The organism is Klebsiella sp. AqSCr (assembly GCF_008452795.1).
GTDB classification, from domain to species: Bacteria; Pseudomonadota; Gammaproteobacteria; order Enterobacterales; family Enterobacteriaceae; genus Klebsiella; species Klebsiella pneumoniae.
This window is the reverse complement of record NZ_MJDM01000005.1, coordinates 2,275,498-2,290,612: the sequence shown is the minus strand read 5'-3', so window position 1 is coordinate 2,290,612 and position 15,115 is coordinate 2,275,498. Positions and strand designations below refer to the sequence as shown.

General features: G+C 57.4%; 19 protein-coding genes. 5 read left to right on the top strand and 14 right to left on the bottom strand.

Annotated features, from left to right (window positions below; all coding sequences use genetic code 11):
* Positions 1–16: 16 nt before the first annotated feature.
* Together BHE81_RS15155 and mutY are read right to left on the bottom strand one after the other, a co-directional pair.
* The gene (locus tag BHE81_RS15155; RefSeq protein WP_004105744.1) at positions 17–292 is read right to left on the bottom strand and encodes an oxidative damage protection protein; all 276 of its coding nucleotides are present in this window, start codon (positions 290–292) and stop codon (positions 17–19) included.
* A gap of 28 nt (positions 293–320) precedes the next feature.
* Positions 321–1,379, bottom strand: coding sequence for an A/G-specific adenine glycosylase (mutY, locus tag BHE81_RS15150; RefSeq protein ID WP_004185621.1), 1,059 nt, complete (start codon positions 1,377–1,379; stop codon positions 321–323).
* Between the two features lie 136 nt (positions 1,380–1,515).
* Here mutY and trmB point away from each other — a divergent pair, with 136 nt between their 5' ends.
* From trmB to BHE81_RS15135, 3 genes are read left to right on the top strand one after another with little or no spacing between them, the layout of a single operon-like run.
* Positions 1,516–2,235 carry a tRNA (guanosine(46)-N7)-methyltransferase TrmB gene (gene trmB / locus BHE81_RS15145; RefSeq protein ID WP_002916627.1) on the top strand — a complete coding sequence of 240 codons (720 nt, stop codon included), beginning with the start codon at positions 1,516–1,518 and terminating at the stop codon, positions 2,233–2,235.
* Positions 2,235–2,561 carry a YggL family protein gene (locus BHE81_RS15140; protein ID WP_002916620.1) on the top strand — a complete coding sequence of 109 codons (327 nt, stop codon included), beginning with the start codon at positions 2,235–2,237 and terminating at the stop codon, positions 2,559–2,561. Before trmB ends, BHE81_RS15140 begins: the two co-directional genes overlap by 1 nt.
* Positions 2,562–2,611: 50 nt before the next feature.
* Positions 2,612–3,331 carry a DUF2884 domain-containing protein gene (locus tag BHE81_RS15135; RefSeq protein ID WP_019704316.1) on the top strand — a complete coding sequence of 240 codons (720 nt, stop codon included), beginning with the start codon at positions 2,612–2,614 and terminating at the stop codon, positions 3,329–3,331.
* Between the two features lie 46 nt (positions 3,332–3,377).
* Here the strand turns inward: BHE81_RS15135 and BHE81_RS15130 are convergent, their stop codons facing one another.
* The 8 genes from BHE81_RS15130 to BHE81_RS15095 all read right to left on the bottom strand — a co-directional run bounded on the left by BHE81_RS15130 (position 3,378) and on the right by BHE81_RS15095 (position 10,151).
* The gene (locus tag BHE81_RS15130; protein ID WP_004181281.1) at positions 3,378–4,625 is read right to left on the bottom strand and encodes a sugar ABC transporter permease; all 1,248 of its coding nucleotides are present in this window, start codon (positions 4,623–4,625) and stop codon (positions 3,378–3,380) included.
* A 4-nt stretch (positions 4,626–4,629) separates the two neighbouring features.
* Positions 4,630–5,439, bottom strand: coding sequence for an ATP-binding cassette domain-containing protein (locus BHE81_RS15125; RefSeq protein WP_004181271.1), 810 nt, complete (start codon positions 5,437–5,439; stop codon positions 4,630–4,632).
* A 59-nt stretch (positions 5,440–5,498) separates the two neighbouring features.
* Positions 5,499–6,545 carry a sugar ABC transporter substrate-binding protein gene (locus BHE81_RS15120; protein WP_004185615.1) on the bottom strand — a complete coding sequence of 349 codons (1,047 nt, stop codon included), beginning with the start codon at positions 6,543–6,545 and terminating at the stop codon, positions 5,499–5,501.
* 292 nt (positions 6,546–6,837) lie between these two features.
* Positions 6,838–7,977: a radical SAM family heme chaperone HemW gene (hemW, locus tag BHE81_RS15115; protein ID WP_016529066.1), complete on the bottom strand. Its 1,140-nt coding sequence runs from the start codon at positions 7,975–7,977 to the stop codon at positions 6,838–6,840.
* The gene (locus tag BHE81_RS15110; protein WP_002916615.1) at positions 7,970–8,563 is read right to left on the bottom strand and encodes an XTP/dITP diphosphatase; all 594 of its coding nucleotides are present in this window, start codon (positions 8,561–8,563) and stop codon (positions 7,970–7,972) included. Before BHE81_RS15110 ends, hemW begins: the two co-directional genes overlap by 8 nt.
* A 12-nt stretch (positions 8,564–8,575) precedes the next feature.
* Positions 8,576–8,866 (bottom strand): DUF167 family protein YggU, encoded by a 291-nt coding sequence (gene yggU, locus BHE81_RS15105; RefSeq protein ID WP_002916614.1) that lies wholly within the window; start codon positions 8,864–8,866, stop codon positions 8,576–8,578.
* Positions 8,863–9,429: a YggT family protein gene (locus tag BHE81_RS15100; RefSeq protein ID WP_002916613.1), complete on the bottom strand. Its 567-nt coding sequence runs from the start codon at positions 9,427–9,429 to the stop codon at positions 8,863–8,865. Before BHE81_RS15100 ends, yggU begins: the two co-directional genes overlap by 4 nt.
* Positions 9,430–9,449: 20 nt before the next feature.
* The gene (locus tag BHE81_RS15095) at positions 9,450–10,151 is read right to left on the bottom strand and encodes a YggS family pyridoxal phosphate-dependent enzyme (RefSeq protein ID WP_004144780.1); all 702 of its coding nucleotides are present in this window, start codon (positions 10,149–10,151) and stop codon (positions 9,450–9,452) included.
* A gap of 16 nt (positions 10,152–10,167) precedes the next feature.
* Here BHE81_RS15095 and BHE81_RS15090 point away from each other — a divergent pair, with 16 nt between their 5' ends.
* On the top strand, positions 10,168–11,148 hold the full coding sequence (locus BHE81_RS15090) for a type IV pilus twitching motility protein PilT (RefSeq protein WP_004149811.1): 981 nt from the start codon (positions 10,168–10,170) through the stop codon (positions 11,146–11,148).
* Between the two features lie 348 nt (positions 11,149–11,496).
* Positions 11,497–12,150 (top strand): LuxR family transcriptional regulator, encoded by a 654-nt coding sequence (locus BHE81_RS15085; RefSeq protein ID WP_002916607.1) that lies wholly within the window; start codon positions 11,497–11,499, stop codon positions 12,148–12,150.
* Positions 12,151–12,202: 52 nt separating this feature from the next.
* On the opposite strand, the gene ruvX is transcribed toward BHE81_RS15085, so the two are convergent.
* From ruvX to rsmE, 4 genes are all read right to left on the bottom strand, one after another.
* Positions 12,203–12,619, bottom strand: coding sequence for a Holliday junction resolvase RuvX (gene ruvX, locus BHE81_RS15080; protein WP_002916605.1), 417 nt, complete (start codon positions 12,617–12,619; stop codon positions 12,203–12,205).
* Positions 12,619–13,182, bottom strand: a complete 564-nt coding sequence (locus tag BHE81_RS15075; RefSeq protein ID WP_002916603.1) for a YqgE/AlgH family protein — start codon at positions 13,180–13,182, stop codon at positions 12,619–12,621. The genes ruvX and BHE81_RS15075 overlap by 1 nt, the downstream gene beginning before the upstream one ends.
* A gap of 174 nt (positions 13,183–13,356) precedes the next feature.
* Positions 13,357–14,307, bottom strand: coding sequence for a glutathione synthase (gene gshB / locus BHE81_RS15070; RefSeq protein ID WP_023286872.1), 951 nt, complete (start codon positions 14,305–14,307; stop codon positions 13,357–13,359).
* A gap of 20 nt (positions 14,308–14,327) precedes the next feature.
* Entirely contained in the window at positions 14,328–15,059 is a 732-nt protein-coding gene (gene rsmE / locus BHE81_RS15065) for a 16S rRNA (uracil(1498)-N(3))-methyltransferase (protein ID WP_002916597.1), read from the bottom strand.
* Positions 15,060–15,115 lie beyond the last annotated feature (56 nt).

Here is a 15,115-nt window from a genome sequence, read left to right as displayed (position 1 = left end):
AAAGGCCGCAGGGCCCTTACTGTTTTTCCGGCGGCGTGTAGCCTTCGATGTGCACGTCTTTCCCTTCAAACAGGAACTGCACCATCTCCTGCTCAAGCAGTTTGCGGTGCTCCGGGTTCATCATGCTGAGCTTTTTCTCGTTGATCAGCATGGTCTGCTTGTGCTGCCACTGCGCCCAGGCTTCTTTGGAGATTTCGTTGTAAATACGCTTTCCGAGCTCGCCCGGATACAGCTGGAAATCCTGGCCGTCCGCTTCACGCTGCAGGAAGGTACAAAAAATGGTTCTGCTCATAATTAATCCTCTTTGATAGCCGAAAAATTTATACCGGCGCTCCGGCTTTTAGCTGTTGCAACAAGCGCTCCACGGGGGCCGCCAGACCGACCGACGGCGGCTGCGCTAAGTTATACCAGAGTGCGTTGCCTTCATCCATGCATGCGCCACATGAGTGCACTGTAAGCCACATCGGCACAATATCCAGGTGGAAATGGCTGAAAGTGTGGCGAAAAGCGGTTAATTGCGTCAGATTATCGGCCTTTATCTGGCGCTGCGCCAGCCACTCGCGTAGCTCCGCTTCGTCTGCAAACTGCGGAAAACAGAACAACCCGCCCCACAGACCCACCGGCGGACGCTGGGAAAGAAACACCTCGTCGCCGTGCTGCATCAGCAGGAAGTAGCCGGTGCGTTCCGGGAGGGTCTGCTTCGGTTTTTTGCCCGGGTATTCCGCCCATGAATGGTTCGCGTAGGCCACGCAGCCGTTGCTCAGCGGACACAGCTCGCACTTCGGCTTCGAGCGGGTGCAAACCATTGCCCCGAGATCCATCATCGCCTGGTTGAAGCGCTCGACGCCCTCTGCCGGGGTGAGCTCTTCGCTGATGTCCCACAGCCGTTTTTCCACCTCTTTTTTCCCCGGCCAGCCGCTGACAGCATAGCAGCGGGCGAGCACGCGCTTCACGTTGCCGTCGAGAATCGGATAATGCTGACCGAGCGAAAGGGATAAAATCGCCCCCGCCGTTGAGCGCCCGACGCCGGGTAGCGCCGCCACTTCGTCAAAGGTCCGGGGGAATTCCCCGCCGTGTAGTGTGGCGACTTGCTGCGCGGCTTTATGTAAGTTGCGCGCCCGCGCGTAGTAGCCCAGACCGGTCCACAGATGCAGCACTTCATCCAGCGGCGCGTTGGCGAGATCCACCACCGTGGGGAAACGCGCCATAAAGCGTTCAAAATAGGGGATTACCGTGGTCACCTGGGTTTGTTGCAACATCACTTCGGAGAGCCATACTTTGTAGGGCGTCTTGGCGATTTGCCAGGGCAGGGTTTTACGCCCGTATTTGTCGTACCAGTCCAGAACCTGGGCTGAAAATTGCGTGGCGAGAAAAGTCAAAGCTACGGCTCCGGGATCGCGATTACAGGGGGGCAGATTGCAGCATAAGGGCGAGTGGCTGTAAACCCTTGCATCCGCCGGGTAACTTTGGATAATGCCCGTTTTCCGAACACATTCACAAGCAGACCAAACTTTTATGAAAAACGACGTCATCTCTCCGGAATTCGATGAAAACGGTCGCCCGCTGCGCCGTATTCGTAGCTTCGTCCGTCGCCAGGGCCGCCTGACGAAAGGGCAGCAGCATGCGCTGGATAACATTTGGCCGGTGATGGGCGTTGAATTCAACGATGCGCCGCTCGATTTCGCCGCCCTGTTTGGCCGTGACGCGCCGGTCACCTTAGAAATTGGCTTCGGGATGGGCGCCTCGCTGGTGGCGATGGCGAAAGCCAAACCGGAACAGAATTTCCTCGGCATTGAAGTACACTCCCCGGGCGTTGGCGCTTGTCTGGCTTCTGCGGAAGAAGAAGGCGTACAAAACCTGCGCGTAATGTGTCACGATGCAGTGGAAGTGCTGCATACCATGATCCCGGATAACTCGCTGAATATGGTGCAACTGTTTTTCCCTGATCCGTGGCATAAAGCGCGTCATAATAAACGTCGTATCGTGCAGCCGCCTTTCGCTGAGCTGGTGAAAAGCAAGTTGAAGCTCGGCGGCGTCTTCCATATGGCGACCGACTGGGAAGCTTATGCCGTGCATATGCTGGAAGTCATGTCCTCGCTGGAAGGCTATCGTAACCAGTCGGCAAGCAACGATTACGTACCGCGCCCGGAATCGCGCCCGGTAACCAAATTTGAACAGCGTGGCCATCGTCTCGGCCACGGCGTATGGGACTTAATGTTCGAGAGGGTGAAATAATGGCCAAGAATCGTAGCCGTCGTCTGCGTAAAAAAATGCATATCGATGAGTTTCAGGAGTTAGGCTTCTCCGTCGCCTGGCGTTTCCCGGAAGGGACCAGCGAAGAGCAGATCGACCAGACGGTCAACGATCTGATCGAAGAGGTGATAGAGCCGAACAAGCTGGCCTTCGACGGCAGCGGTTATCTCTCCTGGGAAGGGCTCATCTGCATGCAGGAGATTGGTAAGTGCACTGAAGAGCATCAGGCTATCGTACGCAAATGGCTGGAAGCGCGTAAGTTAGAGGATGTGCGCACCAGCGAACTTTTTGACGTCTGGTGGGACTAAGTTTGACAAGGGTCGGCAATTGCCGGCCCGTTTTGTCTTAAGGGAGTTTTATGATGCGTAAAACGCTGCTGGCGGTGGCGCTCTCCATCACCGCTTTGTCTGCCCATGCGGACTACCAGTGTAGCGTCACGCCGCGTGACGATGTGATCCTCAGCCCGCAGCAGGTGCAGGTGAAAGGGGAAAACGGCGATCTGGTGATAAAGCCGGACGGCAATCTGACCTTTAACGGCAAGGCCTATGCGCTCAGCGCCGCCCAGCGCGAACAGGCGCAGGATTATCAGGCCAGCCTGCGCAGCAGCCTGCCGTGGATTGACGAAGGCGCGCGTTCGCGAGTCGAAAAAAGCCGCAAGGCGCTGGATAAAATCATTACCGAACAGGTTGGCGCCAACAGCAGCATGCACGGTCGCCTGACCAAACTGGACGCGCAGCTGAAAGAACAGATGAACCGCATAATTGAGCGCCGCAGCGATGGCCTGACCTTCCACTATAAAGCCATCGACCAGGTACGCGCCGATGGCCAGCAGCTGGTGAATCAGGCGATGGGCGGCATTCTGCAGGACAGCATTAACGAGATGGGCGCCAAAGCGGTGCTCAAAGGCGGCGGTAATCCGTTACAGGGCATTCTTGGCAGCCTCGGCGGCCTGCAAACGGCGATTCAGGAGGAATGGAAAAACCAGGAGGCCGATTTCCAGCAGTTTGGTAAGGACGTCTGCAGCCGGGTGGTATCGCTGGAGGACAGCCGCAAAGCGCTGGTTGGCTCGTTAAAATAATCAAAATTTCGCGGCCCGCATACCTTTGGGCCGCGCACTTCGCCACTCAGGCGCGGCCGTGCGACACGCGTGAACGGCGAGCCAGAGAATCAATGATTACCGCAATCGCCAGTACCGCGCCGGTAATGATATAGCGCAGCGAAGACGGCAGGTTCAACAGCGTCAGCCCATTTGAAATCGACTGAATCACGATGATCCCCAATAGCGCGGACCAGGCGCTGCCGCGTCCGCCAAACAGGCTGGTGCCGCCGATCACCGCCGCGGCGATGGCGTTGAGGTTGACGTCGCCGGTGCCGGCCTGCTGGCTGGCGGAAGCCAGTCGCGACGCCGCGAGAATGCCCCCGAAGGTCGCAAGCGTGGTACACAGGACGAAAGCGCTCACATAAATCGCCCGCACGTTAATGCCCGAACGGCGCGCCGCTTCACGGTTGCCGCCAACCGCGAACATCGAGCGACCCCATTTTGTCCGTTTCAGCGCGTAGTTGAGGATCATCACGCAGGCGACAAAGAGACCGAAAATCCATGGAATACCGCGCCCCTGATTGAGGTAAAGCACCGCGGCCTCGAAGATAATCGTCAGCGCGATCGCGCGCGCCACTAGCGAGCTGACTCCCTCGGCGGAGAGATTGGCCGCCAGGCGCCGCGAGCGTTTTTTCAGGCCAAAAATAAGGATCGCCAGCCCTGGCAGCAATGCCATCAGGTGTGAGAACCAGCCGGGCATCACCAGCAGTTGGCCAAAGCGCACCAGCGGCGAAGTATAGGGCAGGTTGATGCTGCCGCTCGGCCCGAGGATATACAGCTGCATACCCAGCAGCGCCAGCAGGCCGGCGAGAGTGGCGACGAAACTCGGCATTCCGACGCGGGTATACAGCAGCGCGTAGACCAGCCCGACGGCCACGCCGCAGGCCAGCGCCACGGCGATGGCTCCCGCCAGCGGCCATCCTGCGTTCACCCACAGCACGCCGACGATAGCCGATGCCAGGCCGCTCATGGAGCCGACCGACAGGTCTATCTCACCAAGCATTAGCACGCAGACGATGCCGAGCGAGATAAACCCGACCGTCGCGCAGTCAAACAGCAGGTTCACCAGGTTATTCGGCGCGATATAGACCGGGTTGAGGAAGGTGAAAACCAGGGAAATCACAATCAGCCCGGCTATCACCGGCGCGGTGCCGAGATCGCCGGTTTTGATGCGGGTTATCTGCGCGCGTAGGGCGCCGAACAGCCCCTCGTCGTGACGAACGCGCTCATCGCTGCGATCCAGCGCGGTGTGGGATGCGGTCTTACTGTTCATAAAATTACATCGCTCCGGAAGTCGTTGGCTGTGATTTACGTTCAACCCGGCGTGAGACGGCGTTTTCCGTCGCGCCGGTGATCGCGGCGACCAGATCCTGATTAGAAGCATCGGGCGTGAAGATCCCTTTGTTGCGCCCGAGACGCAGCACCACGATACGGTCGGCGACGGCGCGAACGTCTTCCATGTTGTGACTGATGATGATGACGCCAAGCCCGCGCTCGCGAACGCGCTCAATCAGGTTGAGCACTTCCGCGGTCTGCGCGACGCCCAGCGCCGCGGTGGGTTCATCGAGCATAATGATTTTAGGGTTCAGCAGCAGCGAACGGGCGATGGCGACGGTCTGCCGCTGGCCGCCGGAAAGCGATGCCACCGGTTCGCGTACCGACGGAATACGTGCCGCCAGCTCCTGCAGCAGCGTCCAGGCTTTCACTTCCATCGCCACTTCATCGAGCTGGAACGGCGAAATTTCATGACCCAGAAACAGGTTTGCCACCACATCAAGGTTTTCACACAGCGCCAGATCCTGAAACACCGTGGCAATACCGTATTCCAGCGCCTTGCCGGGGCTATCGAGGGTGACGGGGTTGCCGTCAAACTCAATGGTGCCGGAGGTCGGCTGGTGGACGCCGGCGAGGATCTTCACCAGCGTGGATTTGCCCGCGCCGTTGTCGCCGACCAGCGCGACCACCTCGCCGGCGTGGACTTCTAATTCGATATCCGTCAGCGCGGACACCGCGCCAAAATGTTTAGAGACGTTGCGCAGTTGCAGTATTGGCCGCCCGGCGGCGGAGTTGTGTTGTTGTTGCGGCATACAAAACGACCTCAATAATGGCGAAATCGCGCCCGCCGCGGCGGGCGCAGGGGCAAAAGTTACTTGCTGATGCCTAACTTCTGGCAGGCGGCGGCGTACTCGCCGCTACACACCTGATCCCAGGTCTGGATTTTTTTATCGAAGATTTCCGCTTTGATGTTTTTGGCCGTCACCACTTCCGGGGTAAATAGCTGGGAAGGGGTGTTGTACAGGGTGGTGCTGGCCTGCGGTTTTTTGCCCTGGATAAAATCAACCGCCACTTTGGCCGCCGCCGCGGCGACGATCTCCGATGGCTTGGAGATGGTGTTGTACTGATCGCCAGCGATGATCAGCTGCAGCGCGGCGATAGTGGCGTCATTGCCGGTGACCGGCGGCAGCGGCTGGACGCCGGCAGCCTTAAAGGCGGCAATTGCGCCGCCGCCGGTACCGTCGTTTGCCGCGACCACGCCCTTAATTTTGTCGCCAAAGCGGGTAACCTGCCCGGCGGTCCACTCCTGGGCTTTCGGCGGCGCCCACTCCGGGGTGTCGAATTCGGCCAACGTTTTGTAACCGGACTCTTTCAATCCGCGATGGATACCGTCGCGGATCAGCCCTGCGGCGGCATCGGTTGGCGAACCGTTAATTTGCAGCACGCCGGCATCCTGCGGCACGCCGCTCGCTTTCAGATGGTCGGTAAGAGATTTTGCGATGGCGTAGCCAATGCCCTCGTTATCAAATGAGACGTAGAAATCAGCCGGTTTGTCTGGTACCGGGCGATCATAGGCAATGACCTTGACCCCCTGCGCTTGGGCGTTTTCGACCAGCGCGGCGGCGGCGGAAGAGTCAACCGGATCCAGGACGATCACTTTCGCCCCCTGGGCGATAACCGAGTTGAACTGCTGCTGCTGGAGCGACGCGTTGGCGTTGGCATTCTGATAGATGACCTTACAATCCGCGCAAAGCTTGCTCATTTCCGCCTTAAAACCGGGGAAGTCGTGCTGTTCATAGCGGGTAGAGGCCTGATCGGGCATTAAAAAGGCCACGGTGGCGGACTCTGCAGACCAGGCTGAAGCCGTGACGGTGCCGGATAGTGCGGCGAGTGTGATAAAAATATTACGGTAATTCATTGTGTTACCCTCTTTTTTATAGGCTTAAGCCCGCCGGGTTGCGCCGACGTTACAGAGACTTTTTTAATCAGAGTTACCAATAATTCACATGTAGGATACGTCGGTTTTACATTTGCTCAACCGATGAAGCAGGATTACCACTGCGCAAAAAATGAGTCAAGAAAAGGAAAAAAGTCGATCGGATTTTGTGATTCGCTGCAAATAAGTGAACAAAAAAACGCCAGTCGATTTGACCGTAGCGGGAGAGGATGTAAGGGGAAAGATACGGGCGACGACGTGCCGCCCGCAGGGATTACTCTTCGCTGAGGAACAGCTCCAGCAGCGAATTTAAAAACAGTTTACCGTGCTCGGTAATTTGCCAGTTTTGCGCATCTTCCAGCAGATAGCCTTCGGCGATAGCGGCATCGATTTGCTGACGGATAACCTGCTCATCAAGGCCGGTATACAAGCTGAACTCCGCGCGCGGCGCGGCCTCCAGCAGGCGAAAACGGTTCATAAAGAACTCAAACGGTTTATCCGCTTCTTCCACATCATGCTGACGCTCAAGGTAACGGCCTTCCATATACCCGCGCGGGTGGCGGGTTTTGGCGGTTCGCAGAATGCGTCCGTCAGGGAAGGTGATCTTGCCGTGCGCGCCGCAGCCGATGCCGAGGTAGTCGCCAAAGCGCCAGTAGTTGAGATTATGCTGACACTGGAAGCCTGGCTTAGCATAGGCGGACGTCTCGTACTGCTGATAGCCGGCGGCGCTCAGCAGCTGATGCCCCTGCTCGAAAATATCCCATAGCGCGTCGTCATCCGGCAGCACCGGCGGCCGGGAGCCGAACAAGGTGTTCGGCTCAATGGTCAGCTGGTACCACGACAGGTGCGGCGGGTTGAGGGCAATCGCCTGACGCAGATCGTCCAGCGCCTCCTCCAGCGACTGGTCCGGCAGACCGTGCATCAGGTCGAGGTTGAAGCTGCGCAAGCCGAGGCCGCTGGCGAGACGTGCTGCGCGCTTGGCCTCCTCCGGGCCGTGGATCCGCCCCAGGCGCTGCAGCTTCGGTTCGCTAAAGCTTTGTACGCCGATGGAGATGCGGTTCACCCCGGCGCGCTGATAATCAACGAAGCGATCGGCCTCCACGGTACCCGGGTTGGCTTCCATGGTGATTTCCGCCCCGGCGGCCAGCGGCAGGCAGGCGCGGACGCCATCGAGCAGGGTTTGCATGGCCGGGCCGGACAGCAGGCTCGGCGTACCGCCGCCGATAAAAATAGTGCCTATTTCCCGTCCCTGGGCATAGTGCGCATCAGCCTGCAGATCGTTCAGCAGATGCTGGACGTAGTCATCATGCGGCACCTCGCCTTTCAGCGCATGCGAATTAAAATCGCAGTACGGGCATTTCTGCACGCACCAGGGAATATGGATATAGAGACTCAGCGGCGGCAAATTAGCCATTACGTAATGCTTCCAGTAACAGTTTCAGCGCCTGCCCGCGATGGGAAATGGCGCTCTTTTCTTCACGGCTCAGTTCGGCCGCGGTTTTCCCTTCTGACGGGACGAAGAAGATCGGGTCGTAACCGAAGCCGCCATGACCGGCGGCTTGTCGGGTGATTACCCCAGGCCAGCTGCCGTGGCACACAAGCGGCGTGGGATCCTCGGCATGGCGCAGATAGACCAGCACGCAGTGGAACTGGGCCTGACGCTGGTCGTCCGGCACGTCCTTTAACGCGTCGAGCAGCTTCTCAAGATTCTGCTGGTCGCTGGCATCGACGCCGGAATAGCGTGCGGAGTAAATACCCGGCGCGCCGCCAAGAGCATCGACGGCCAGACCGGAATCGTCGGCGATGGCCGGCAGGCCGGTGATCTGCGCCGCGTGGCGCGCTTTCAGAATCGCGTTTTCAATGAAGGTCAGGCCGGTCTCTTCCGCAGAGTCCACGCCCAGCTCGGTCTGAGCGACGATATCGAGACCAAAATCTTCCAGCAGCGAGGCCAGTTCGCGCACTTTGCCGGCGTTGCCGGTAGCGAGGACGACTTTTTGCATGATGAATCCTGTTTATTCAGTTAGCGCCGCGACCGCAGTCGGGATCTGTTGTGGGGCGATGATTTTAACTTGCTTATGGCGGCCCAGCTCGCCTTTTTCAATCAGTACCTGGCTTTTGGCGACGCGGAACTGTTTGGCGAGAAATTTCACCAGGTGGGCATTGGCCTGGCCATCAACGGGCGGGGCGGTAATGGCGACTTTAAGCTCGTCGCCATGTACGCCCACGATGCTATCGCGGCTGGCCTTAGGCTGAATGTACAGCCTCAGCACCAGCCCGTCAGCGCAGGTTTCAACGGCACTCATAGCGCCATCCACAGCCCCGGCAGCAGTACATTACCGGTGGCCTGCAGCACTTCGGCGATGCCCATATTGATTACGTACAACAGCAATACCAGCACCATCGGCGAGAAATCGATACCGCCCATCGACGGCAGCAGGTTGCGGATAGGGCGCAGCAGCGGGTCCGCCAGCTGCATCAGCACATACTCCACCGGGCTACGGCCCTGGCTGACCCAGCTCATGATCGCCATCAACAGCAGTACCCAGAAGATCAACGAGCCGATGGTTTTCAGCAGAATAAGCAGAGCGGAGATCCAGATGATCGGCTGGAAGGTGATCACCATAAACAGCACGATCGCTTTGATGACGCAGAGAATAAATGCCACCAGCAGCGAGGCGCTGTCAATCGGCCCCATTGCCGGGATAATCCGGCGCAGCGGTCCGACAATCGGCTGCGTGGCTTTCACCACAAACTGCGAAAACGGGTTGTAAAAGTCGCAGCGCGCCCACTGCATCCAGACGCGTAACAACACGACCATCGTGTAAAGCTCAATGACCGTTGAAAGCAGGAAAGTCAACGTCTTCATGGCGTTCCTCAGATTCCTTATTATTTGCTGTAGTCGCGCGCACCAAAAATGGCTGTACCGATGCGCACCATCGTGCTTCCCGCCGCGATTGCGGCTTCCATATCGTCCGACATTCCCAGAGACAACGTATCGACCGTGGGGTACCGCGTTTTTAATCGCGCAAATGCTACCGCCATTTGCCGGGCGACGGCAAACTGCCTTACATATTCTGACTCAGGCGCGGGGATGGCCATCAGGCCGCGCAGTTCCAGATGAGGTAACTCAGCGATCTCCGCCGCTAAGCCGTCGAGCGCTTCCAGCGGGATGCCGGATTTGCTCTGCTCATCGCTGATGTTAATTTGAATCAGCACCTTCAGCGGCGGTAAATGCGCCGGGCGCTGCTCGTTCAGGCGGGTGGCGATTTTCAGCCGATCGACGGTGTGGCACCAGTCAAAATGCTCTGCCACCAACCGGCTTTTGTTGGACTGCAGGGGGCCAATAAAGTGCCACTGCAGCCCGCTGACGCCAGCCTGCTGGAAATGGTTAATCTTCTCCACGCCCTCCTGGACGTAGTTTTCACCAAATGCCCGCTGGCCTGCCGCAATGGCTTCTTCGATCGCGCTCGCAGGTTTCGTTTTACTCACTGCAAGCAATGTCACTTCTTCTGGCGCACGCCCGCATCGGGCGGCAGCACCGGAGATTTTGTCCCGGACCTGTGCCAGGTTATGCGCAATATCGTTCATATTCCGAGGATGAGTTATGAAGCTGGAAGAAATCGTAGCCCTTAGTGTAAAGCATAATGTCTCCGATCTACACCTGTGCAATTCCGCCGCACCGCGCTGGCGGCGGCAGGGCAGGCTGGAGCCCGCGCCCTTTCCCGCGCCGGATATTGCGAATTTACTCAACGACTGGCTCGATGCCGCACAGTTACTGCACTGGCAGGAACACGGCCAGATTGACTTTGCGCTGAACCTGGCCTGCGGTGCGCGGCTGCGCGCCAGCGCCTTCGCCCATACGCGTGGGATATCGCTGGTGCTGCGTCTCCTTCCTGAACAGTGCCCGCGTCTGGATATGCTCGGCGCCCCGCCTGCGCTGAGCGAACTGCTGGCGGAAGAGAGTGGTTTGCTGTTGGTCACCGGAGCGACGGGCAGCGGCAAGTCGACCACCCTGGCGGCAATGGTGGGGCACCTCAATCAGCATCTTGATGGCCATATTCTGACGCTTGAAGATCCGGTGGAATTTATTCATCACAGCGAGCGCTGTCTGATCCAGCAGCGGGAAGTTGGCCGTCACTGTCCTTCGTTCGCCGCGGCGCTCCGCGTGGCGCTGCGCCAGGATCCGGATGTGATCCTGCTCGGGGAGCTACGCGACAGCGAAACCATTCGCCTGGCGTTAACCGCGGCGGAGACCGGGCACCTGGTAATGGCGACATTACATACCCGCGGCGCGGCGCCGGCGGTGGAGAGATTGATCGATGTCTTTCCGGCGGAGGAGAAAGATCAGGTTCGTAGCCAGCTTGCCGGAAGCCTGTGCGCGGTGCTGGCGCAAAAATTGTTACCTGCACGTCAGGGCGGGAGAGTTGCGCTATACGAGCTTCTGGTCAACACGCCAGCGGTGGCGAATTTGATCCGTGAAGGAAAAGTACATCAATTGCCTGGTGTGATGCAGACCGGGATGCAGGCCGGAATGTTGACCTTTACCCAGAGTTTTCAGCAACGTGTCGCTGCAGGCGCGCTATAAGATGAGAAAGAGATTGATATGACAGGTTAAATGATATGTTAGATGAATGTTTATTTGTTGTTTATTAATATTATTTGGTAATACAAATAACTTTTGATTATAAATTCAAATAACACATTCAGATTAGATATGTCGACAGTGAATACGCATTTCCAGGAAAAAAGTTTGATTATCTTTTGACAGCTTTGAGTCATTCGATTTATGCTGTTTGTGGGAATAGGATGATTCTCATGGAATAACGTTTCAGTTTGTAAATTACCTTGGTGATTTATAAATTCACGACTGTTTGTATCTTTTTTTATTCATTTAACCACCATGGCGGTGGGTAACAGCTAAGGAGAGTTTTAAGTGATTAATTTAAATGGAAATTCATCATCTTCTCGTCAGGTAACCTTTATTACCCACCCGTCTATTCAAAGCAAAGCCTTTGCCAGCTATCTGAGCGAAACCCTGATGGCACCGGTGGTTTTACAAAATATTAATAAACCGCTGGCGCAGCGTTTGGCAAAAGATTCTGTAATATTATTTGATATTGCAGTGTCAAATAAGAAATTAAACGGGGTGTGGCGGGATATTATTCGCCTGCAGGCAGATAATCCTCGTTTGTTGATTATTAATAGCGCACAAAAGTATGAGCTATACGAAATGGCGCAGTGGCCGGCTTTATATGGCGTGTTCCGTCATGACGATGATGAATCGCGCTTAATTGAGGGCGTTAAGGCCGTGCTGAACGGCGAGCAGACGGCTGAATTGAGCGTGATGCACCCGGCGATGTACGCTGCGGACCATGCATCGACTCCAGTAGAGAACTCGCCGCTGACCGAGCGGGAATGCGAGATCCTCAACGAACTGCGCTGCGGCGCGACGAACCTGGATATCGCCCGCGCGCTGTTTATCAGCGAGAACACGGTGCGGACGCACCTGTACAATGTGTTTCGTAAACTGAGCGTGAAAAATCGCACCCAGGCGGTGAGCTGGGCTAACGAACATCTGCGCCACTAAGCGGGTAAACGTGCGCCGTCAGCGGTCCGCCGGCGGCGCAGGAGGGCAGAGTTTAAAAGCTCTGCTCGAAGTAGCTTTCCAGTATGACTACGGCAGAGGCCGAATCGACGCTGCCTTTATTCAGCGCCCGGTAGCCGCCGTGTTCAAACAGGCCCGCGCGGGCCTCAACCGTACTCAGTCGTTCATCGTGGAGAAGGATCGCGACGCCAAAGCGGCCATGAATTTTATTGGCGAAATTACGCGCGCGCGCCGTCAGCGGTTGCTCGGTGCCGTCCATATTGAGCGGCAGGCCGACGATTACCGCCTCAGGCTGCCACTCTTTAAGCAGTTTTTCGATGACGTTCCAGTCCGGTTTACCGTCCTGCGCCTTCAGCGCCGGTAATGGTCGTGCGGTCGCGGTGATGCGTTGTCCCACCGCCACGCCGATGCTTTTGGTGCCAAAGTCAAAGCCGAGAAAGGTTCCGCTCATCACGCATGCCCCGCGACGCCTGGCATCGTCACAATGTCGATACCAATCAGTTTAGCCGCCTCGCGCCAGCGATCGGCGATCGGCGTACGGAAAAGAATATTCTGATCCGCCGGGGCGGTGAGCCAGGCATTATCTAAAATCTCCTGCTCCAGCTGCCCTTTCTCCCACGAAGAGTAGCCCAACGCAACCAGCACGTTGCCCGGCTGCCGATCGGTACCTAAGGTTTCAAGAACATCCCGCGAGGTGGTAATCACCGTGTTATCCGAGATGCGAATGCTCGAGGAAAAGTCAGAGGGCGGGGTATGCAAAATGAAGCCGCGGTCTTCCGCCAGCGGGCCTCCCAGCATCACCGGTTTATCCAGACGGATCTCTGGATTGCGCGGCTCCGGGACAATTTTGAGCTTCTCAAGGATCCCTTCCACCTGCAGATTTTCCAGCGGCTTATTGATAATAATGCCCATGGCACCCTCGTCGTTGTACTCGCAGATATAGACTACGGAGCGGCGGAAAATGGGGTCCTGAAGCGCGGGCATGGCAATCAGAAAGTGATGCTGTAAATTCATTGTCAGAGGTTCGTTCCTGGTTCAAAAAAGCAACACCCAGTATGCGGGCAAAGTAGAATGGTGTCGATGCACTTTATCTGGCCGGCGCCCGAGTGGCGTCAGGCTGGCAACGTTTCACGAGCGCGGTAATCCGCGCTCGCTGCGCCAAAAGCGGACGTTGGTCCGCCGTCGTGCTTATTTATCGATACGTCTTTCGATAGCGTCCATCAGCATACCGGTGATCGAAATATCCGGGAAGGCGGCTTCGATTTCGCGTACGCAGGTGGGGCTGGTGACGTTAATTTCCGTCAGACGGTCGCCGATGATATCCAGGCCGACGAAGATAAGGCCTTTGGCCTTCAGCGTCGGGCCGACGCGGCGGGCGATTTCCCAGTCGCTTTCGGTCAACGGGCGGGCTTCGCCGCGGCCGCCGGCGGCCAGATTGCCGCGGGTCTCGCCACCCTGCGGAATTCGCGCCAGGCAGTAAGGCACGGGCACTCCATCCACTACCAACACGCGCTTGTCGCCATCTTTAATGGCCGGCAGATAGTTCTGCGCCATGCAGTAGCGGCTGCCCAGTTCGGTCAGCGTCTCGGCAATCACCCCAAGGTTTGGATCGCCGGCTTTAACCCGGAAAATAGAGGCGCCGCCCATGCCGTCGAGCGGTTTCATGATGATATCGCCGTGCTTTTCCCAGAAGGCTTTCAGCTGGGCTTTATTGCGGGTGACCAACGTTTCCGGAGTCAGTTCAGAGAACCAGGCGGTGAACAGCTTCTCGTTACAGTCGCGCAGACTCTGCGGCTTGTTGACGATAAGCGTGCCTTTCTCTTCCGCCCGCTCCAGGATGTAGGTGGCATAAATAAATTCGGTATCAAACGGCGGATCCTTACGCATCAGGATGACGTCAAGGTCCGCCAGCGGCAGATCCTGCTCGCCGGTGAAGTCATACCATTTATCGTAGTTCTGTTCGACGCTCAGCGTGCGCGTCCGGGCGCGGGCTTCGCCGTTGATCAAATAGAGGTCGTTCATCTCCATATAATGGAGTTCATAGCCGCGACGCTGCGCCTCCAGCAACATAGCGAAGCTGGTGTCTTTCTTGATGTTGATGGTTGCGATGGGATCCATCACGATGCCGAGCTTGATCATGGTTCTTCTCCGTTAACGCCTCAACCTAAGTCGCCAAAACGCACCTGTAGGGCGGTGATGGCGGTGAGCGCAGTAGTCTCTGTACGCAGAACGCGCGGTCCCAACAGGATATCAGTAAACTGGTATTGCGCGGTCATCGCTATCTCTTCAGCCGACAGCCCGCCTTCCGGGCCAATCAGCAGACGGACGCGTTCAACCGGCAGCGGCAGCGTGTTAATGCTGGCGCTGGCGCGCGGGTGCAGGTTGAGCTTCAGCCCGCTGTCCTGCTCGGCGCACCACGCCTCCAGCTGCATCGCCGGACGTATTTCCGGTACCACGTTACGACCGCTCTGTTCGCAGGCGGCAATAGCGATTTTCTGCCACTGCTGGATCTTTTTCTGCAAACGTTCGGCATCCAGTTTAACGCCGCAGCGCTCGGAAAACAGTGGCGTTATGAGGCTTACCCCGAGTTCGATCGATTTCTGGATGGTGAATTCCATTTTTTCGCCGCGGGACATCACCTGGCCTAAATGGATATGCAGCGGCGATTCCCGATCGTCAGGTTCGCCACTGAGCACCTCAACCGTAACGTTTTTCTTACCGGCCTCGGTGATGACCGCGTCAAACACCTGGTTACTGCCGTCAAAAAGCTGTAGGTGCTGACCGGCGGTCATGCGCAGGACGCGGCCGACGTGGTTGGCCGCGTCATCGCTCAGCGCGATCTGGCTGCCGACAATGAGGCGTTCTGGATGATGGATGCGAGGAATGCGCATGCTTGATATTCCGTTCGTTGCGCAGATGCCAGCTTCCCGCCATCGGGCGGGAAGCA